18 protein-coding genes are annotated in these 18791 nt (G+C 69.7%); 8 read left to right on the top strand and 10 right to left on the bottom strand.

The window, feature by feature from the left end; translation table 11 throughout:
* Positions 1-44: 44 nt before the first annotated feature.
* On the top strand, positions 45-1781 hold the full coding sequence (gene purF, locus AC1MBE_RS08065; RefSeq protein WP_479782247.1) for an amidophosphoribosyltransferase: 1737 nt from the start codon (positions 45-47) through the stop codon (positions 1779-1781).
* Positions 1778-2947, top strand: coding sequence for a phosphoribosylformylglycinamidine cyclo-ligase (gene purM, locus AC1MBE_RS08070; RefSeq protein WP_479782249.1), 1170 nt, complete (start codon positions 1778-1780; stop codon positions 2945-2947). Before purF ends, purM begins: the two co-directional genes overlap by 4 nt.
* 76 nt (positions 2948-3023) lie before the next feature.
* Here the strand turns inward: purM and AC1MBE_RS08075 are convergent, their stop codons facing one another.
* Both AC1MBE_RS08075 and AC1MBE_RS08080 read right to left on the bottom strand, forming a co-directional pair.
* Positions 3024-3803 carry a VOC family protein gene (locus AC1MBE_RS08075; protein WP_479782250.1) on the bottom strand — a complete coding sequence of 260 codons (780 nt, stop codon included), beginning with the start codon at positions 3801-3803 and terminating at the stop codon, positions 3024-3026.
* Between the two features lie 325 nt (positions 3804-4128).
* Positions 4129-4362 (bottom strand): DUF3073 domain-containing protein, encoded by a 234-nt coding sequence (locus tag AC1MBE_RS08080; RefSeq protein ID WP_479782525.1) that lies wholly within the window; start codon positions 4360-4362, stop codon positions 4129-4131.
* A 304-nt stretch (positions 4363-4666) separates the two neighbouring features.
* Here AC1MBE_RS08080 and AC1MBE_RS08085 point away from each other — a divergent pair, with 304 nt between their 5' ends.
* The 3 genes from AC1MBE_RS08085 (at position 4667) to AC1MBE_RS08095 (ending at position 6763) form a co-directional block, all read left to right on the top strand.
* Positions 4667-5647, top strand: coding sequence for a septum formation family protein (locus AC1MBE_RS08085; protein ID WP_479782253.1), 981 nt, complete (start codon positions 4667-4669; stop codon positions 5645-5647).
* A gap of 45 nt (positions 5648-5692) precedes the next feature.
* Positions 5693-6337: a DNA alkylation repair protein gene (locus AC1MBE_RS08090; protein WP_479782527.1), complete on the top strand. Its 645-nt coding sequence runs from the start codon at positions 5693-5695 to the stop codon at positions 6335-6337.
* Positions 6338-6403: 66 nt separating this feature from the next.
* Complete coding sequence (locus tag AC1MBE_RS08095) at positions 6404-6763, top strand: VOC family protein (RefSeq protein WP_479782254.1); 360 nt, start codon at positions 6404-6406, stop codon at positions 6761-6763.
* Positions 6764-6880: 117 nt separating this feature from the next.
* On the opposite strand, the gene clpB is transcribed toward AC1MBE_RS08095, so the two are convergent.
* Positions 6881-9538: an ATP-dependent chaperone ClpB gene (gene clpB, locus AC1MBE_RS08100; RefSeq protein ID WP_479782256.1), complete on the bottom strand. Its 2658-nt coding sequence runs from the start codon at positions 9536-9538 to the stop codon at positions 6881-6883.
* An 860-nt stretch (positions 9539-10398) separates the two neighbouring features.
* Between clpB and AC1MBE_RS08105 the strand changes: the two genes are divergently transcribed.
* Positions 10399-10917, top strand: a complete 519-nt coding sequence (locus AC1MBE_RS08105; RefSeq protein WP_479782258.1) for a carboxymuconolactone decarboxylase family protein — start codon at positions 10399-10401, stop codon at positions 10915-10917.
* A gap of 105 nt (positions 10918-11022) precedes the next feature.
* Here AC1MBE_RS08105 and AC1MBE_RS08110 read toward each other — a convergent pair whose 3' ends face one another.
* The 5 genes from AC1MBE_RS08110 to AC1MBE_RS08130 form a co-directional block, all read right to left on the bottom strand.
* Complete coding sequence (locus AC1MBE_RS08110) at positions 11023-12105, bottom strand: SDR family oxidoreductase (RefSeq protein ID WP_479782260.1); 1083 nt, start codon at positions 12103-12105, stop codon at positions 11023-11025.
* Positions 12106-12301: 196 nt separating this feature from the next.
* Positions 12302-13351 (bottom strand): sulfate/molybdate ABC transporter ATP-binding protein, encoded by a 1050-nt coding sequence (locus AC1MBE_RS08115; protein WP_479782262.1) that lies wholly within the window; start codon positions 13349-13351, stop codon positions 12302-12304.
* Positions 13348-14181, bottom strand: coding sequence for an ABC transporter permease (locus AC1MBE_RS08120; RefSeq protein ID WP_479782264.1), 834 nt, complete (start codon positions 14179-14181; stop codon positions 13348-13350). Before AC1MBE_RS08120 ends, AC1MBE_RS08115 begins: the two co-directional genes overlap by 4 nt.
* The gene (gene modA, locus AC1MBE_RS08125) at positions 14178-14957 is read right to left on the bottom strand and encodes a molybdate ABC transporter substrate-binding protein (RefSeq protein WP_479782266.1); all 780 of its coding nucleotides are present in this window, start codon (positions 14955-14957) and stop codon (positions 14178-14180) included. Before modA ends, AC1MBE_RS08120 begins: the two co-directional genes overlap by 4 nt.
* Positions 14954-15364 (bottom strand): TOBE domain-containing protein, encoded by a 411-nt coding sequence (locus AC1MBE_RS08130; protein WP_479782268.1) that lies wholly within the window; start codon positions 15362-15364, stop codon positions 14954-14956. The genes modA and AC1MBE_RS08130 overlap by 4 nt, the downstream gene beginning before the upstream one ends.
* A gap of 163 nt (positions 15365-15527) precedes the next feature.
* Here AC1MBE_RS08130 and AC1MBE_RS08135 point away from each other — a divergent pair, with 163 nt between their 5' ends.
* Together AC1MBE_RS08135 and AC1MBE_RS08140 are read left to right on the top strand one after the other, a co-directional pair.
* Positions 15528-16862, top strand: coding sequence for an FAD-binding oxidoreductase (locus tag AC1MBE_RS08135; RefSeq protein ID WP_479782270.1), 1335 nt, complete (start codon positions 15528-15530; stop codon positions 16860-16862).
* Between the two features lie 9 nt (positions 16863-16871).
* On the top strand, positions 16872-17741 hold the full coding sequence (locus tag AC1MBE_RS08140; RefSeq protein WP_479782272.1) for a DUF4031 domain-containing protein: 870 nt from the start codon (positions 16872-16874) through the stop codon (positions 17739-17741).
* Positions 17742-17766: 25 nt separating this feature from the next.
* Here the strand turns inward: AC1MBE_RS08140 and AC1MBE_RS08145 are convergent, their stop codons facing one another.
* Together AC1MBE_RS08145 and AC1MBE_RS08150 are read right to left on the bottom strand one after the other, a co-directional pair.
* Positions 17767-18255, bottom strand: coding sequence for an SRPBCC family protein (locus AC1MBE_RS08145; RefSeq protein ID WP_479782274.1), 489 nt, complete (start codon positions 18253-18255; stop codon positions 17767-17769).
* A gap of 43 nt (positions 18256-18298) precedes the next feature.
* Positions 18299-18700 carry a YccF domain-containing protein gene (locus tag AC1MBE_RS08150; RefSeq protein ID WP_479782276.1) on the bottom strand — a complete coding sequence of 134 codons (402 nt, stop codon included), beginning with the start codon at positions 18698-18700 and terminating at the stop codon, positions 18299-18301.
* Between the last annotated feature and the right edge of the window lie 91 nt (positions 18701-18791).

The raw sequence follows: 18791 nt of genomic DNA on the forward strand, positions 1-18791 counted from the left end.
GGCCCCCGGAAAAGTCCTAGCGCACAACGTGAGATAATCGACCAGTGGCACGCGGCGATGGAAAACTTTCTCATGATCTTCTCTCTGGCGAAAAAGGCCCGCAGGACGCATGTGGCGTCTTCGGGGTCTGGGCTCCCGGCGAAGAGGTAGCAAAACTCACCTACTACGGGCTGTACGCGCTGCAGCACCGCGGTCAGGAGTCGGCTGGTATTGCCACCAGCGACGGCAAGCGGATCAACGTCTACAAGGACATGGGCCTCGTGTCCCAGGTCTTCGACGAGACCACGCTCAACACCCTGACCGGGCACTTGGCCGTGGGCCACTGCCGCTACTCCACCACCGGGGCGAGCCACTGGGCCAACGCCCAGCCCACCCTCGGCGCGACGGCCACCGGCACAGTCGCCCTGGCGCACAACGGCAACCTGACCAACACCGCCGAGCTCAAGGCCATGATCTTGGACCGCAACGGCGGCCAGCTCACCGGCGAAATGAAGCAGGGCAACACCTCTGACACCGCACTGGTCACCGCGCTGCTGGAGGGCGAAGAGGGCAAGTCCCTCGAACAGACATCCCTGGAGCTGCTGCCCAAGATCAAGGGCGGCTTCTGCTTCGTCTTTATGGATGAGGGCACGCTCTACGCCGCCCGCGACACCTACGGCATCCGCCCGCTGGTCCTGGGCCGGCTGGAACGCGGCTGGGTGGTCGCCTCCGAGCAGTCCGCCCTCGCCACCGTCGGCGCCAGCTTTATCCGCGAGATCGAACCGGGCGAATTCATCGCCATCGACGAGCAGGGCGTCCGTTCCCAGCGCTTCGCCGAGCCGACGCCGGCCGGCTGCGTCTTCGAGTACGTGTACCTCGCCCGCCCGGACGCCGCGATTGCCGGCCGCTCCGTGTACGAGTCCCGCGTGGAGATGGGCCGCCAGCTGGCCCGCGAGAACACCCAGGAAGCGGACATCGTCATCCCCGTGCCGGAATCCGGCACCCCGGCCGCCGTCGGCTACGCCGAGGAATCCGGCATCCCGTTCGCGCACGGCTTCGTCAAGAACGCCTATGTGGGCCGCACCTTCATCCAGCCCTCGCAGACCCTGCGCCAGCTCGGCATCCGGCTCAAGCTCAACGCGCTGGAGTCCGTGATCCGCGGCAAGCGCGTGGTGGTGGTCGACGACTCGATCGTCCGCGGCAACACCCAGCGCGCCATCGTGCGGATGCTCCGGGAGGCCGGCGCCGCCGCCGTGCACGTGAAGATCTCCTCCCCGCCGGTGAAATGGCCCTGCTTCTACGGGATCGACTTCGCCTCCCGCGCGGAGCTGATCGCCAACGGCGCCACGATCGAGGAAATCTCGCAGGCCATTGGCGCGGACTCGCTGGCGTACATCTCCGAGGACGGCATGATCGGCGCCACCCGGCAGCCGCGCGAACGCCTCTGCACCGCCTGCTTCACCGGGCAGTACCCGATCGAGCTGCCCGGCGCCGACAAACTCGGCAAGAACCTGCTGGAACGCACCGACCTCGGCGGCCTGCCCGCAACTTCGGCCGCTGCAGCCGGGACTTCCACGCCGGCTGCTTCCGCCGCAGGGAGCCTCGCGGCCGGGACCCCGGCGGCCGACGCCGCCGCCAACGCCGCGTCCGACGCCGCCATCCCCGCCGATCAGGATCCGGCCGAGAAGGCCGGCGCTACCGGCTGCGATCCCGGACCGGATGCCGAATTCGAAGAACTGCTCACCGACGCCGACCGCGTACCCGCCGACAAGCTTGATGCCGACAAGAAAGAGCCAGTATGACTTCCGCCTCCCCGGCCGCTGACACGAACGACGCCCCCAACACCGGCATCACCTACGCCTCCGCCGGCGTCGACGTCGAAGCGGGCGACCGCGCCGTCGAACTCATGAAAGACGCCGTCAAGGCGACCCACAACTCCTCGGTGATCGGCGGCGTCGGCGGCTTTGCCGGCCTGTACGACGTGTCGAAGCTGCTCACCTACAAGCGGCCGCTGCTGGCCACCTCCACCGACGGCGTGGGCACCAAGGTTGCCATCGCCCAGGCCATGGACATCCACGACACCATCGGCTTCGACCTGGTGGGCATGGTGGTGGACGACATCGTGGTGGTGGGCGCCGAGCCGCTCTACATGACCGACTACATCGCCTGCGGCAAGGTCGTCCCGGAGCGCATCGCGGACATTGTCCGCGGCATCGCGGCCGCCTGCTCGATTGCCGGCACCGCCTTGGTGGGCGGCGAAACCGCCGAGCACCCGGGTCTGCTGGGTGAGCACGAGTACGACGTCGCCGGCGCCGCCACCGGCGTGGTCGAGGCCGACTCGCTGCTGGGTCCGGACCGCGTCCGGGCCGGCGATGTAGTGATCGGCATGGCTTCCTCCGGCCTGCACTCCAACGGCTACTCGCTGGTCCGGCGCGTCGTCAACCACGCCGGCTGGGCGCTGGACCGCCACGTCTCCGAATTCGAGCGCACCCTGGGCGAGGAGCTCCTGGAGCCGACCCGCGTGTACGCCGCGGACTGCCTCGACCTGGCCCGCACCTTCCCGGTGGACGGCTCCGTCGCCGGCCGCGCCGTCCACGGCTTCAGCCACGTTACCGGCGGAGGGCTCGCCGCCAACCTGGCCCGCGTCCTGCCGCAGGGCCTGCTGGCCACCGTGGACCGCGCCACCTGGGAACTGCCGGCCATCTTCAAGCTGGTCTCCGAGCTGGGCAACGTCCCGCTGGCCGACCTCGAGCGCACCCTCAACGTGGGCGTGGGCATGGTGGCGATCGTCTCGCCGGAGGCCGCCGACGCCGCAGTGAACCACCTGAATGCCCGCGGCCTGCCCTCATGGATCATGGGCACCGTCGGGGAAAACTCCGACTCAGTGGTGAAGACCGGCCCGGACTACGTCCAGGGCGCCAAGGGCGTCGACGGCGGCGCCGTCCGGATGGTCAACGCCTACGCCTGAGCCTGAGACCTCGTCGAGTGCTCCATAAGTGCCGTTTAGAACCCGCAAAACGGCACTTATGGAGCACTCGATCCCTTTAAACCTCCAGAATGCTGAACACGCCGCCCTGCGGGTCCCGGAGCGTGACAACGGTACCGGCCTCGTCGTCGGCCTCCGGTTCCACGAGGACGACGCCGCCGGCCGCGCGCGCGGCGGCGACGGCCTCGGCCACGCTTGAGACGCCGAAATACACCTGCCAGCCCGGTTCGAGGTTGCGCTCGGCCGCGGGGACCGTGGCGATCCCGGCCACCTCGGCGCCGTCCACCATCAGGGTCGTGTAGGTTCCGCCGTCGTCCTGCGGGTACTCCGTCACTTCGTGGCGGAACAGCTGCTGAAAGAACCCGACGGCGGCCTGCGGCTGGGGCGTGAGCAGCTCCACCCAGGCCAAAGCGCCAGGCTCCTCGCTCCGTGCCGCGCCGAAATGGGTGCCCGCCTGCCACACGCCCGTGGTGCCTCCGCCGGGCGGGGCGAAAAAGACCATCACGCCGGTGTCCGCCACGGCCTCCGGGCCGAACTCCAGCGTCCCGCCGGCGTGCGGCACTCCGGCGGCGAGCCCAGCGGCGTCGTCGGCGGCGAAATAGACGTTCCACCGGCCCGGCGCACCGGCCTGCAGCTGGTGCGGGTTCAGCGGCGCAATGACCGTCACCAGCTCCTCGCCCAGGAACGCCTTGGCGTAGCTACGGCCATCCGGGGTGGGCAAGTCCTCGTACCGCCAGCCGAAGATCTCCGCGTAGAAGTCCTTGGCGGCTGCCACATCCGACGTCTGGAGGTCGGCCCAGCAGGCCTCGCCCTCGACATACCCTGAACGAATGGCCATGGAAGTCCCTTCGAAGAGAAACGCCGGACACCCCGGCAACCCCAAGTTATCCCCCGGCGCGGGACCCAGCAACCGGTCCACGCCCGCCGTTTAGACGGTTCCCTGCCCACACGGCGTTCACAAACATCGAGCGGGCGCGGAACCGTCGAAACGGCGGGGAGGGGGGCTGGGACGGGGTCCGGCGGGGCTGGGCTACGGCGGGGAGGGGGCGGGGCGGGCGGACGCAAAAAACCCGCCGGGCACACCCCAGACAGGGCATGGCCGACGGGCCAAAATCATGTGATGGGCAGTCCGCTCGAGAGGGACTTACCGGATGAAGTGTCGACTAACCGATCCGACGGGAATTTACCTCGTCGTCGTCCTCTTCCACATCGTCCGCGTACTTATCCACGTAGGCCGAATAGTCCGGCTCAACCGGCTCACTCGAAAAACGACTCGGTGCACGACCCTCAGAGCTCTTGAGCTCACGCTGAAGCGCAGTGTAGTCAGTGTTCGGGGAATAGTACTTAATATCCCGAGCCTGCTTGGTAGCTTTTGCCTTTTGACGGCCGCGCCCCATGGCGTGACCCCCTTTTGTACTCGGACCGGAGGTGGTCACCATTGGCGTTAGTGAGGCCCCGGAATGTTTGGTCAATTTGTCGTACACCTAGATTACATGCTTTCGGCTATGACTGCTTGCCGCCCGGGCGCCTGTGGGCGGAGTCGTACCTCACGCCGCGCCCGGCCCGCGCACCCGGCCTGGGCGCCACCGCATGCGGCTCAGCGCGCAACTTCGATAGAGTCTCTTGATGGGCTCCCGGAAGCGGGTCCCCGAGCCGGACGTCCAGCCCCGGCAAATATGCACGGAAGAGGTGAATTCCCGAGTGACCGAAAAGCCTGTGAGCGACGAGAACGCCAGGCGCGGCGATGCCGGAATGCCTGAGGTTTCCCCCGCGAACGACGCCGGCGAGCGGCCGGTCCCGGCCCCTCCGGCGCGCGTCCCCTCTTCCGTACGTATTCCGCCGCGGCCGACGGCGCCGCCGACCTCTGCGGTGCCGCTGGTCCCGCGCGGCGACGCAGCGGAGCGCCCTGCAGGGCAGGCCACCGCGACGGGGCCAGAAACCGCGGAGTCGCCGTCGGCCGGTGCCGGCGGAAGCACCGCGACCAAAAGCCGCAACCGCAAGACCACGTCCGGCGCCTCCCAACTGGGCAAGCTGCTGTCCGCCCAGGCGGCGCAGCTCAAGACCGCGCAACTCGGTCCCCGCGCCCGGCGGCTGGGTGGCAGGCTGTTGGCCGCTGCCCGGCGGTTCGGCCGTGCCGTGTGGGCCGGTGCTTACCGGCTGGGACTGGCGAAGGTCGGCGCCGCGCTGGCCGCCGTCGTCGTGCTGGGGTTGGTGATCTGGTGGCTGACCGCGCTGGGAACCGCAAAGCAACAGCCGCAGGCCGGCACCTCCCCGGCCCCGGCGGCCGCAGCTTCGTCCGCGGCGCCGGCAAGCCGCGGCCCGCTGCCGCTGGAAGGCGTCAACCCGATGGACTTCCAGCTGGGCGACTGCTTCAAGGACTTCGACGCGAACGCCCAGGCTTCCACCGTCGTCGCCTGCGATACCGGGCACTCAGCGCAGCTGGTGGCCGTGGACAACTACGCTGCGTCGGACTCCTACCCGGGCCGCGACCCGCTGAAGCAGAAGGCGCTGGACACCTGCAAGGCGGCCCAGCTCACCGACAAATCCGGCAACTACCAGTTCAGCTACAAGCTGGCCTACCCCAGCTCCTCCAGTTGGGGCGCCGGCGACCGGCGGGTGGACTGCTACTTTGTGGCCGACGGCGGCAACGTCATCAAGGAATCCCTGATCCCCCGGCTCTGACGGACAGGAGGAACGGCTTTGACCGACACGACACTCGCCCAGGTGATGGCGGAGCTGGCCGGGCTTGAGGACCCGAAGGCACGCCGCATCAACGAGAAACACGGCGACGACCACGGCGTGAACCTGGGCAAGCTGCGCGCCCTCGCGAAGCGGTTGAAGACGCAGCAGGACCTCGCGCGCCAGCTCTGGGCGACCGGGGACACTGCGGCGAGACTGCTGGCGACACTGGTCTGCCGGCCAAAGGCGTTCGAGCGCGATGACCTGGACCTCGTGATGCGCCAGGCGCGCATCCCCAAGGTACACGACTGGCTGCTGAACTATGTGGTCAAGGCGAACCCGCACGCCGAGGACCTGCGCCTGCTCTGGTCCGCCGATCCGGACCCCGTCGTGGCGAGTGCGGGCTGGGCGCTGACCACCGAGCGAGTGGCGAAGAAACCTGAAGGGCTGGACCTCCCGGGACTGCTCGATGTCATCGAGGCGGAGATGAAAGTCGCGCCGGACCGCCTGCAGTGGGCGATGAACCACTGCCTCGCCCAGATCGGGATCGAGCACGCAGAGCACCGCGCCCGGGCCATCGGCATCGGTGAACGCCTCGAGGTGCTGAAGGACTACCCGACTCCGCCGAACTGCACGTCCCCGTTCGCGCCCGTCTGGATTACCGAGATGGCGCGCCGGAAACAGGATCAGTAGCGGGCCGGCAACGGCTGGCGGCGCGCGGCCGGTGCGATCCGCCGGAAATGGTCCTAGAGTGTGGCCATGGCTATCGCACGCTTCCCGGTGGTTGTACTCGACTGCCCTGATCCCAAGTCCCTGGCCGAGTTCTACGGCGCCCTGCTGGATTGGAAGGTGGAGCAGGACGACGACGACTGGTGCTCCATCCGCGCCGACTACGGCGATTCGCTGAGCTTCCAGAGGGTCGAGTCCTATACCCCGCCGCAGTGGCCCGGCCAGGAGGTCCCGCAGCAGATGCACCTCGACTTCGTCGTCGATGACCTCGACGCCGCCGAGGCCGCGGCCCTGGAGTTGGGCGCTAGGAAGCACGAGCATCAGCCGGGGACCACCTTCCGGGTCTTCCTGGACCCGGCTGGCCACCCGTTCTGCCTCTGCCTGGACTGACGAGCGGCCCGCCTCCAGGCAGCCCGCCTCGGCAGCACAGCACAAGGGGCTGCCAGCCCGTGTCGTGCGGCTGGCAGCCCCTGGCAGCCCCCGTAGCCCCCGGGGCGTTGGCGGCGGTTACTCCTTGCGGCGGACCGAGAGCCCGCTGCCGGAGGAGGCCCCGCCGTCGGGCCGCACCGAAGCCTCGGTCCCGCCCATGGTGAGTTCCATCAGGTCCGGGGCGGTGTCCACGAGCACTGTGTCGCCGTCGGCGATGTCGCCGGCGAGGATGGCCTTGGCAAGCCGGTCGCCGATCTCCCGCTGCACCAGGCGGCGCAGCGGCCGGGCGCCGTAGGCGGGGTCGAAGCCGGTGACGGCCAGCCACGCCCGGGCCCCTTCGGACACTTCCAGGGTCAGGCGGCGGCCCTTGAGCCGTTCGCCCAGCTCCTTGACCTGCAGCTCCACGATCTCGGCGAGTTCCTCCACGGTCAGCGGGTCGAACAGCACCACCTCGTCGAGCCGGTTCAGGAATTCGGGCTTGAAGGAGGCGTGCACCGTGGCCATGACCGCGTCCCGCTTGGCGGCGGCGTCCAGGTTGGGGTCCACGAGGAACTGGCTGCCCAGGTTGGAGGTCAGGACCAGGATCACGTTGCGGAAGTCCACGGTGCGGCCCTGGCCGTCGGTGAGGCGGCCGTCGTCGAGCACCTGGAGGAGGATGTCAAAGACCTCCGGGTGCGCCTTTTCCACCTCGTCGACCAGCAGCACCGAATACGGACGACGCCGGACGGCCTCGGTCAGCTGGCCGCCCTCCTCGTAGCCCACGTAGCCCGGAGGCGCCCCGACCAGCCGCGCCACGGAGTGCTTCTCCGAGTACTCGGACATGTCGATCCGCACCATCGCGCGTTCGTCGTCGAAGAGGAAGTCCGCGAGCGACTTGGCGAGCTCCGTTTTGCCGACGCCGGTGGGGCCCAGGAAGAGGAAGGACCCGGTGGGCCGGTTGGGGTCGCTGATGCCGGCGCGGGCACGGCGCACGGCGTCGGACACCGCGGTGACGGCCTTGGTCTGGCCGATCAGCCGCTCGCCCAGGACGTGCTCCATTTCCAGCAGCTTCTGGCTCTCGCCCTGCAGCATGCGCCCGGCCGGGATGCCGGTCCAGGCGGAAATTACCTCGGCGATGTCGTCCGCGGTGACCTCGTCGGCCACCATCTGCCCGGACTTGTCCGGCACGGCCGCCTCGGCCTCCGCCGCGGCCTTGAGCTCACGCTCCAGCGCCGGGATCTCGCCGTAGAGGATCCGGGACGCCGTCTCAAGGTCGCCCTCGCGCTCGGCCTTTTCCTCCATTGACCGCAGCTCGTCCAGCTTGGCGCGCAGGTCGCCGGCCCGGTTAAGGCCCGCCTTCTCGGCCTCCCAGCGGGCGTTCAGGGCCGCGAGCGCCTCCTTCTTGTCCGCCATGTCCGCGCGCAGGGCAGCGAGGCGTTCCTCCGAGGCCGGATCGGTCTCGCCGGCCAGGGCCAGCTCCTCCATGGTCAGCCGGTCCACCTGGCGGCGCAACTGGTCAATCTCCTCGGGGGCGGAATCGATCTCCATCCGCAGCCGGGAAGCGGCCTCGTCCACGAGGTCGATCGCCTTGTCCGGCAGCTGCCGGCCGGAGATGTACCGGTTGGACAGGGTCGCGGCGGCCACCAGGGCGGAGTCGGAGATGGAGACCTTGTGGTGTGCCTCGTAGCGTTCCTTGAGCCCGCGCAGGATGCCGATGGTGTCATCCACGCTCGGTTCGCCGACAAAGACCTGCTGGAAGCGGCGCTCCAGGGCCGGGTCCTTTTCGATGTTCTCGCGGTACTCGTCCAGCGTGGTGGCGCCGATCAGCCGGAGTTCACCGCGGGCGAGCATGGGCTTGAGCATGTTGCCGGCGTCCATCGAGCTGTCCCCGGACGCGCCGGCGCCCACCACGGTGTGCAGCTCGTCGATGAAGGTGACGATCTGGCCCTCGGAGTTCTTGATCTCCTCCAGCACTGCCTTGAGCCGCTCCTCGAATTCGCCGCGGTACTTGGCGCCCGCCACCATCGAGGCCAGGTCCAGGGCGATCAGGGTCTTGCCGCGCAGGCTCTCCGGCACGTCGCCGGCCACGATCCGCTGGGCCAGGCCTTCGACGACGGCGGTCTTGCCGACGCCGGGCTCGCCGATGATCACCGGGTTGTTCTTGGTGCGGCGGCTGAGGACCTGGATGATGCGGCGGATCTCGGCGTCGCGCCCGATCACCGGGTCCAGCTTGCCGGAGCGCGCGATCGCGGTCAGGTCGGTGCCGAACTTCTCCAGCGCCTGGAAGGTGTTCTCGGGGTCGGCGTTGTCCACCTTGCGGTCACCGCGGACCCCGGGGAGGGCTGCGAGCAGCGCCTCGTGCGAGGCACCGGCGTCGCGGAGCAGCCGGCCGACGTCGTCGTTGCCGGAGGCGAGGCCCAGCAGCAGGTGCTCGGTGGAGACGAAGGTGTCCCCGAGCCGTTCCGCCTCGTTCTGGGCGTTCTTGATGGCCTGCATGGCGGTGCGGGAGAGCTGGGCCTGCTGTACTGAGCTGCCCGAGGTGGACGGCAGGGACTTGATGGCGGAGCTGGCCTGGACGCTGACAGCATCCGGATCGGTGCCGGTGGCGCGGAGAAGCGCGACGGCGACCCCCTCGCGCTGGTCCATGAGCGCCTTGAGCAGGTGCGCCGGCTCCAGCTGCGGGTTTCCGGCCGTCGAGGCGTTCATGGCTGCTGCCGAAAGAGCCTCCTGGCTCTTGGTGGTGAATTTGGCGTCCAAAGAGAGCTCCTTCCGGGATAAAGACTGTCGTCAAAGTTGAGTCTAGCTCGCTCAACTTTGGATTTGGCCCCTTTGGCTCCATGTTTGCCCACGGCGAAACTGCTGTCTAGGGCCGGAGTCCCCCGCGGGCAGGTTCCCGGCTTGACGTACCGCAGGACATGCCCTCCCTTGGCGCGGACCACTGGACATGCTCCCCCTTCTGGAGCCCGCAACGCGGGACATGCCCTCCCCTGGCGCCGACCAGTGGCCATAATCCGACTATGTCCACCGACCGGGCGTGGACTGAGCATGCTCCTTCCCCCGCCGAACGAAGAATGGGCATGCCCGTGGCCCGCGGACTCCGCGGGTGAAGCCGCGTCTTCCCGACGGCGAGCGGAGGCAGCACACGCCGCCAGTGGCCACATCAGGCTGGCCGCACTTAAGGAATGCATGACGACTGGCAACGAAGATTGGACATGCGCCCCGCTGACCTTGGCCGATGGGCATATCACCCCTATGCCCACCCTCGGACACCGGAACTGGGCATGTCCCCGGGGCGCGGGTCTACGACGAAGAGGGGACATGCGCCGCGCTGACCTTGGCCGATGGGCACGTCGCCGGCATGCCCAACCTTGGCCACTGGAACTGGGCATGTCCCCGGGGAGCGGGCCAACGAGGAATGGACATGCGCTTCCCTGGCGCCCGGCGATGGTCATGCCCCAAACAGGAAGACCCGGACAAAGAAGCGATCCGGCGGTCGACTCCCCCAAGGAACCGACCACCGGATCGAATACTGCTACGTGTAAATCCTGTCACACATTTGACAGCTTTGTCATATTAGGGAGGCGCGGAGCCTTCCGGACCTCTGTACGCTGGGACCCATGGATGAGACTTCAAGCCCGGAGCACGGCACCCGCAGCGTTTTCCTGGATAAGGCGCACCCCGCCGCATGGCGCGCGCTCAACGGCCTGGGCCTAAAAGCCAAGGAAGCCGCTGACGAGGCCGGGCTGGACCAGACGCTGGTCGAGCTGCTGAACGTCCGCATCTCGCAGATCAACGGCTGCGCGTTCTGCCTCGACCTGCACGTTCGCGACGCGGTCAAAAACGGGGAGTCGGCCCAGCGTCTGGCGGTACTCCCGGCCTGGCGCGACACCACCCTTTTCAGCGAAAAGGAACGTGCCGCGCTGACCCTGGCCGAGGCGATCACCAACATCTCCGACGCCGAGGCCCGCGAGCGCGAGGGCGGCCGGGCGCGCAGGCACCTTTCCGACGTCGAGTTCTCCGCCATCAGCTGGCTGGCGATCACGATGAATGCCTTCAACCGCGTATCCATCGTCAGCCAGCACCCGGTGCGGAACAAGGACCAGGGCAGCAAGGACAAGGAAACCAAGACCGAGTAACCAGGCCCGCATCCGGGGCCGCCCACGAAGCAGGGGCCGGCCCCGCCCAACCAGCGGCAGCAACCAGCCTCAGCAGCCAACCGGCAGGAACTTCCCCGCTGGCAGTTACGGGATCAGCCGGTCCGCCCGGAGGCTGTCGAACAGGTCCGTGAAGGAGTCCAGGGTCCGGCGGTAGCCGGTGAAGCCCGCGAGGCGGCTCTTGCTCATGTCGGCCAGCACCTCGATGTTGCGGCCCAGGTCGCCGTCGGTGTGCCACCACGAGGAGACGCGGCCGAGGTCCGCCTCGGCGAGCCCGTGCCGGGCGGCCAGGTCCGACCACACCGTTTCCATGCCCCGCATCTGCTCTTCCAGCGGCCGGGGTTCCTTCTCGAACCCGACGGCCTCGACGCCGAAATAGGCGGCCAGGCGCGGCCACATCCAGCGCCAGCGGAAGACGTCGCCGTTGACAATGTTGTAGGCCTGGTCGCCGGCCGTTTCCGCCGTGGCTGCCCAGACCATGTGGTCGGCCAGCAGCCCGCTGTCGGTCATGTCGGTGAGGCTGTTCCACTGCGTCTCGGAACCGGGGAAGATGAACGGCAACCCCAGCTCTTTGCAGATCGACGCCTGCACCGCGAGGGTGAGCCCCATGTTCATGGCGTTGCCCACGGCGTGGCCGATCACCGTGTGGGCGCGGTGGACTGACCAGCTGAATCCCTGGCGCTCCGCCGCGGCCCACAGTTCATCCTCCTGGGCGTAGTAAAAGTTCGGAACCGGCAGCCGGGGTTCCTCTTCGTGGAAAGGCGTGTCCGGCATTTCGCCCGCGGCGTAGGCCTCGAACGGGCCAAGATAATGTTTCAGCCCGGTCATCAGGGCGACGTGTTTCACCGGGCTGTCCTGCAGCGCGTTGAGCAGGTTCCGCAGCAGCGCGGCGTTGACCTCGATGTTTTCCCGTTCCGTGTCCTGGCGCGACCACGCGGTAAAGAACACGTGCGTCGGGCGTTCGCCGGCCAGCGCTGCGGCAAGGCTCTCCGGTGACCCGAGATCCGCGCTGATCGGGCGTGCCCCGGGGCGTGCAGCGCCGCCGCGGGACAGGGCCAGCACGTCCCAGCCTGTCGCTGCGAGGGAGGCGACGAGGGCGGAGCCGGCGATGCCGCTGGCTCCGACCACCAGTGCGGTCTGTCCGGGGGCTGGGGCTGAGTTTTCGTGCACGAGTTTCCTCCTGGTTGCGGGCGGGGCCTCTCTCCACCCTAGGCCCGCCGCGCGCCCGGCCGTTACCGCAGCGGCACCCGCGGCCGGACTGCAGAAGCCTCGGCGCCCGCCGGCGGGAGCCGCCACTGCAGCACGCCGGCCGGACTGCAGAAGCCTGGGCGCCCGCCGGCGGGAGCCGCCACGAAGCCGCGGCGCCTTACGCCGGGTAGACCGCCACGGAGGCCGCCTTGACCACGAAGTACACGCCCACCCCCGGCGCCAGGCCGAGGTCCGCCGACGCGGCGGGAGTGACGTCCGCGGCCAGGTCCCCGGCCCGGACCCGGATCTGGTCGCCGTGCGGTTCCAGGTCGGTGACCGTCACCGGGAAGGAATTGCGCGGGCTGCCGTGCGCTTCGGAAAGGAAGACGGAGACGGCCGACGGCGGGAACGCCGCCACGCCGCTCTGGCCGGGCACCGGCGGATCCTCGTGCCGGCCAGCGAATTCCTGGCCCGCGGCCGTCCGGAGCCCGGCCGGGGTGATGGTGCCCGCGACGAGGTTCAGCCCGGCCAGGCCGGCGGCGAAGCGGCTCCGGGGCCGTTGGAGCACCTCCCGGGTGGGGCCGTCCTCGGTGATCCGGCCCTCCTCCAGCACGATCACGCGGTCGGCGAGCATGTAGGCGTCCAGGACATCGTGCGTGACGATGATGGCGCTTCGGCCGGCCAGGACCCGTTTCAGCAGGCGCCGCAGCAGCGGGGCCGCGTGGACGTCGAGGGCGGCCATCGGTTCGTCGAGCAACAGCAGCTGCGGGTCGGCGGCGAGCGCCCGGGCCACGGCCACCCGCTGGGCCTGGCCGCCGGAGAGTTCGCCGGGGCGCCGGCCGGCCAGGTCCGCCGCGTCGACCTCGGCGAGCCAGTGCCGGGCCGTTTCCCGCGCCTGGGCCCAGCCGGCCCCGGCGCTGCGCGGGCCGAACGCCACGTTGTCGAGGGCGGTCAGGTGCGGGAACAGCAGCGGTTCCTGGGCCAGCAGGGCGGTGCCGCGGCGGTGCGGCGCGGTCCAGGCGTTCCGGCCCGGCCCGAGCTCAAAGAGGTTGCGCCCGTCCACCGTGGCCCGGCCGGTGTCGGGGCGGAGCAGGCCGGCGACGACGGAGAGCAGCGTGGACTTTCCGGCCCCGTTCGGGCCGAGCACCGCGACCGTCTCCCCTTGGCCCAGGCTGAGCGAGACGTCAAAACCGCGGGCGGCAACGGCGGCGTCGAGCGTGAACGTCATGAGCGTCCCTGCTCGCCGCGCATAGGGCCTGCCGCGCGGCGGCCGGCGCCTGACGGCCCCCGGTAGCTGAGCCCGACGACGACGACCGCCACCGCGACGAGCAGCAGCGACAGCGCGACGGCGGCGTCGGCGTCGGTCTCACGCTGCAGGTAGATTTCCAGCGGCAGGGTGCGGGTGACGCCCTGCAGACTGCCGGCGAAGGTGAGGGTGGCGCCGAATTCGCCGAGGCTGCGGGCGAAGGAGAGGACGGCACCGGAGGCCAGACCGGGCAGCACCAGCGGCACGGTGACGCGGCGCAGCACCGTGGTGGGCCGCGCACCGAGGGTCGCCGCCACGGCCTCGTACCGGCTGCCGGCGGAGCGCAGTGCCCCCTCGAGGCTCACCACGAGGAAGGGCAGCGCGACGAAGGTCTGGGCGAGCACCACCGCCGTCGTCGAGAACGCGATCTGGATGCCGGCCACCTCGAGGCTGCGGCCCAGCAGGCCCTGCCGGCCGAAGGTGTAGAGCAGCGCAATGCCGCCCACCACCGGCGGCAGCACCAGCGGCAGCAGCACGAAGGAGCGCAGCAGCCGCAGGCCGCGGAATTCGCCCCGGGCCAGCACCAGGGCCAGCGGCACGCCGAACAGCACGCAGAGCACGGTGCTCGCCGCCGCCGTGCGCAGGCTGAGCGCCAGCGCGGTGAGCGACGCCTCGGAGGTGATGAGCGGGACGAAGTGCGGCCAGTCGACCCTGGCGACCATGGCGGCGACCGGCAGCAGGACGAACAGCGCCCCGGCCGCGGCGACGGCCAGCACCCAGCGCGGAATGCCGCTATAGCCGTGCCGCGTCACGGGCTGCCGAAGCCAGCGTCGGCGAGGACCTTGCGGCCCCCGGTTCCGGCGACCAGCGAGATGAAGGCCGCCGCCAGCTCCGCGTTTTTGCTGGTCTTGACCGCGGCGATCGGATAGTGGTTCACGGCAGCGGCCGACTCGGGGAAGGCGATTCCCTTGACCTTGCCCCCGGCGGCCCGGACGTCCGTAACGTAGACGAGCCCGGCGTCGGCCTCGCCCGAGGTGACCTTGCCGAGCACGTCCGTCACGGAGGATTCCTCGCTGACCGGCGTCAGGGTGACGCCGGTCCTGCCCTCGATCGACTTGGCGGCCGCGCCGCACGGGACCTGGGCCGCGCAGACCACCGTTTTGACCCCGGGCCTGGCCAGGTCGGCGAACGAGCCGATGTCCGCGGGGTTGGCCGGCGGCACGGCGATGGCCAGGACGTTGCTGGCGAAGTTCCGGGGATCGCCCTCCACCAGCCCGGCGTCGGCAATTTTGGCCATGTTCTTCAGGTCCGCGGAGGCGAACACGTCCGCGGGCGCGCCCTGGCTGAGCTGGGTGGCGAGGTTGGCGGACCCGGCAAAGCTCAGCGCGACCTTCGTCCCGGGGTGGCCGGCCTCAAAGTCGCGGGCGAGCGCCGTGAAGGGCGCCTTGAGCGAGGCGGCCGCGAACACCGTCAGCTTCTGGTCCGATCCGGCCGACCCGGCGGTCCCCCCTGGGGCGGCGCAGCCCGCCGCGCCGGCCGCGAGGGCTCCCGCCAGCACCAGCGCGGCGGCTGTTCGGAGCCGGCTCATACCAGGGCCTTCCCATGCGGGCTTTCGATGATCACCGTGGTGGCTTTGACGACGGCGGTGGCCACGGAGCCCAGCTCCAGGCCGAGTTCGCGGACGGCCTCGCTGCTCATCAGCGACACCACCCGGAACGGGCCGCACTGCAGCTCCACCTGGGCCATGACGGTGTCGGCGGTGATGGCGGTGACCAGTCCGACGAAGCGGTTCCGGGCCGAACTCCCGGCGCGGGCAGGGTCCTCGGGCAGTTTCGCCTGCTCCCGGGCCATCCTGGCCAGCTCGAGCCCGTCCACAGTGAGCCGACCCGACTCATCCTTGAGCGGCGTGAGGCTTCCGTTCTCGGTCCAGCGGCGGACGGTGTCGTCGCTGACGCCAAGGAAGCGGGCGGCTTCGGAGACGCGGAAACTAGGCATATGGACACTATAAGCCGCATTTGCGGAGACCAGGGCCTTATTGGTCCTCATTTCCGGCGGCTACCGCCCGGCGCGGTGATGCCGACCGCCGTAGCCCCGCGGGGCACATCAGCCGTACGATTTTGGGGTGGGGCGGAGCCGCGGTCGGCTAGGGAGCACTGCCATGAAATGGGTCAGGCCGGACAGCACGGACTATGACGAAACTCGAAAACTCTTCAACGCGATGATCGACCGCCGACCGGCCGTGATCGCACAATGCGCGGACGCGGCCGACGTCGCGGACGCCCTCGCCTACGCCGGGGCCAACAAACTCGCCGTCGCGGTCCGGGCCGGCGGGCACTCCGTGGCCGGCATGTCCACCAACGACGACGGGCTGGTGGTGGACGTCCGCCCGATGAAGTCCATCACGGTGGACCCGGACAACAAGACCGTGACGGTGGGGGCAGGCGTCACCTGGGGCGAATTCGACCGCGCCACCCAGGAACACGGCCTGGCCAGCACCGGCGGCCGGGCCTCCACCACCGGCGTGGCCGGATTCACCCTCGGCGGCGGCTCCGGGTGGCTGGAGCGCTCCTACGGCTTCGCCTGCGACAACCTGCTCTCGGTGGACCTCGTGACGGCGGCCGGTGAACGCGTCACCGCCAGCGCCCGGGAAAACCCCGAACTGTTCTGGGCGCTGCACGGCGGCGGCGGCAACTTCGGCGTCGCAACAGGCTTTACTTTCCGGCTGCATGACCTGGGCCCCACGGTCCAGGCCGGACTCATGCTCTGGCCCGGGGCCGCGTCCGCGGATCTCGCGCGCGCCTACCGGGACCTCTCGCTGGCCGCGCCGGACGCCGTCGGCAGCGCCCTGGTATACCTGACGGCGCCGCCGGAACCCTTTGTGCCGGAGGAAATGAAGGGCAAACAAGCCGTAGGCCTCGCCTATCTCTACGCGGGCGAGCCGGCTGCCGGCGCGGAGCATGCGGCGCCGTTCCGTGAGCTCGGGCCGGCTGTGGACCTGGTGGGCGACATGAATTACGCCGACTTCCAGTGCATGATCGACGACCCGCCCAACCTCTACAACTACTGGAGTGCCGATTACCACGACGAGCTGCCGGACGACGCGCTGGACGTGATCGTGGACTCGGCGCGGCACCTTCCCGGCCCGCATTCACAGCAACTGGTGGCACGCTGGGGCGGCGCCGTGGCCGGACCCGCCGCGGCCAAGACCCCGCTGCGGAACCGCGGGGCCAAGTGGGTCACGCATCCCTTCGGCATCGAGGAGACACGGGAGGGCGGCCAGGAGGCCAAGGCGTGGGTGAAAAGGTTCCGCCAGGACATCGCCCCCTATGCCAACGGCGGCGTCTGGCTGAACTTCGTCGGAGACGAGGGTACGGACCGCGTCCGGGCCGCCTTCGGCGAGGACAACTATGACCGGCTGGCCCGGGTGAAGCGGGACTTCGATCCGGGGAACGTCTTCCGGGGCAACCAGAACATTCTGCCGGCCGCCTCGTAGACTTCCTGCATGGCCGTCTACCTTGATCCGCCGCTCTGGCCCGCCCAAGGAACACACTTTTCGCATCTCATCTCGGACAGCTCGCTGGAGGAACTGCACGCCTTCGCACGGGCGGCGGGTATCCCGGAGCGGGCGTTCGACGGCGACCATTACGACGTGGCCGAGGCCCGCTTGGAGGCACTCGTGGCCGCCGGCGCCATCCCCGTCGAGGGCCGGGTCCTGGTCCGAAAGCTGATCGAAAGCGGCCTGCGGATTCCTGCCCGGCGGCGCAACGGATCGTTGAAACTGCCGCTGCTGACCCGCTGGAACGAGGTCCTCCCCGGCCACGATGCGCTCTTCCTCGACCTGCTGGACCGCTGGGGCGAGGAGCACCGGAAGTACCACGGCCGCACCCACCTGCTCGCCGTGCTGGAGGCCTTGGACCGGCTGACTGCCCCGGCGCCTCCGCCGCGGGCCGTGCTGCTCGCGGCCTGGTTCCACGACGCCGTCTACCGCGGCATCGCCGGTGAGGACGAGGAGGAGTCGGCCCGGCTGGCCGAGGAGCGCCTACAGCATGCGGAGCTGCCTGCTGGCGAGGTCGACGAGGTCGCCCGGCTGGTCCGGATGACGGCGGACCACCGGCCGGATCCTGGCGACGAGCCCGCGGCCCTGCTCAGCGACGCCGACCTTTCCGTCCTGGGCGGCGAGCCGGCGGCGTACGCCCGTTACCTCGCGGCCGTCCGGCAAGACTTCGCGCACATTGGCGACGCCGATTTCGCCGCCGGGCGCGCCGCCGTCGTGCGCCAGCTGCTGGAGCTGGACCCGCTCTTCCATACGCCGCGGGGCCGCGAACTGTGGCAGGACGCGGCACGGCGGAACCTGCAGGCCGAACTCGCCTGATGCGGTCGGTCGGCGCGGAGTCGCCCTAGGTTCCGCGGCGGAGGTGCTCGGTGAGGCGGTCGAAGGACTCCCGCCAGCCCGTGCCGTTGCTGTCCCGGTTCTCCGCCGTGTCGAAGGGGCCCTGCGTGAACGTCATCCGGGTGCCGCCGTCGATCTCCTCCAGCTGGAACGCCACCTCGGTCTCGAAGCCGCGCGTGCCGTCCGTCTTGTCCCAGGCGTGGGTGAAGGTTAACAGGTTGGGCGGTTCGATGTCCGTGTGGACCCCACTCCACCAGTACTGCTGCCCGGTGGCGTCCTGGATCATGCAGGCGCGGTACAGTCCGCCGATTTCCAGGTCGGCGTCGATACTCTCCCGCGGGGTGTGGAAGCCGCGCGGCCCCCACCACGCGGGCGCCTGCTCGGGGTCGGTCAGGGCGGACCAGACCGCCGTGATCGGGACCTGGAACTCGCGGGTGATGACCAGCATCAGTTCATCGTCGCTGGGCACTGCCTCCGGGACTCGTGACTCTGGCATTGCTTCTCCCTCGACTTCGTGGGGTGCTGCGCCCGGGCTGGACCTAGCGGTAGCTGCCGGCAAAAGGCCGGTCGGTGGGCACGATCTGCTTGCCCAGCGGCATCAGGGACACCGGGATGAGCTTGAGGTTGGCGATGGCCAGCGGGATGCCGATGATGGTGATGGCCATCGCAAACGCGGTCACGACGTGGCCGATCGCGATCCAGATGCCGGCCACCAGGAGCCAGATGACGTTGCCCAGCAAGGTGAAGACGCCGTTTCCGCCGGGCTTGTCCACCACCATCCGGCCGAACGGCCACAGGGTGTAGGACGCGATCCGGAACGAGGCGAGCCCCCACGGAATGGTGATGACCAGCAGGCAGCAGACGATGCCGGCGAGGAAGTATCCGATCGCCAGCCAGAGGCCGCCGAAAAGCAGCCAGATGATGTTCAGCAGTGTCTTCATGGCTCCATTGTCTCGCGCGCGCCGCCAATTCGGATCAGGGGTTTGCCCTGATCAACCCCTGATTCCGGGCCCGGCCGGGCGCACGTCCCGG

The sequence above is a fragment of the Arthrobacter sp. BG5 genome (assembly GCF_056680155.1).

Excerpts from the sequence above, each read along its gene's own strand:
- AC1MBE_RS08145 (WP_479782274.1), bottom strand. The coding sequence starts at position 18,255 with ATGCCAGAGTCACGAGTCCCGGAGGCAGTGCCCAGCGACGATGAACTG.
- AC1MBE_RS08095 (WP_479782254.1), top strand. The coding sequence starts at position 6,404 with ATGGCTATCGCACGCTTCCCGGTGGTTGTACTCGACTGCCCTGATCCC.
- AC1MBE_RS08135 (WP_479782270.1), top strand. The coding sequence starts at position 15,528 with ATGAAATGGGTCAGGCCGGACAGCACGGACTATGACGAAACTCGAAAA.
- AC1MBE_RS08130 (WP_479782268.1), bottom strand. The coding sequence starts at position 15,364 with ATGCCTAGTTTCCGCGTCTCCGAAGCCGCCCGCTTCCTTGGCGTCAGC.
- purM (WP_479782249.1), top strand. The coding sequence starts at position 1,778 with ATGACTTCCGCCTCCCCGGCCGCTGACACGAACGACGCCCCCAACACC.
- AC1MBE_RS08080 (WP_479782525.1), bottom strand. The coding sequence starts at position 4,362 with ATGGGGCGCGGCCGTCAAAAGGCAAAAGCTACCAAGCAGGCTCGGGAT.
- AC1MBE_RS08115 (WP_479782262.1), bottom strand. The coding sequence starts at position 13,351 with ATGACGTTCACGCTCGACGCCGCCGTTGCCGCCCGCGGTTTTGACGTC.
- modA (WP_479782266.1), bottom strand. The coding sequence starts at position 14,957 with ATGAGCCGGCTCCGAACAGCCGCCGCGCTGGTGCTGGCGGGAGCCCTC.
- AC1MBE_RS08140 (WP_479782272.1), top strand. The coding sequence starts at position 16,872 with ATGGCCGTCTACCTTGATCCGCCGCTCTGGCCCGCCCAAGGAACACAC.
- AC1MBE_RS08150 (WP_479782276.1), bottom strand. The coding sequence starts at position 18,700 with ATGAAGACACTGCTGAACATCATCTGGCTGCTTTTCGGCGGCCTCTGG.
- AC1MBE_RS08075 (WP_479782250.1), bottom strand. The coding sequence starts at position 3,803 with ATGGCCATTCGTTCAGGGTATGTCGAGGGCGAGGCCTGCTGGGCCGAC.
- AC1MBE_RS08090 (WP_479782527.1), top strand. The coding sequence starts at position 5,693 with ATGGCGGAGCTGGCCGGGCTTGAGGACCCGAAGGCACGCCGCATCAAC.
- AC1MBE_RS08105 (WP_479782258.1), top strand. The coding sequence starts at position 10,399 with ATGGATGAGACTTCAAGCCCGGAGCACGGCACCCGCAGCGTTTTCCTG.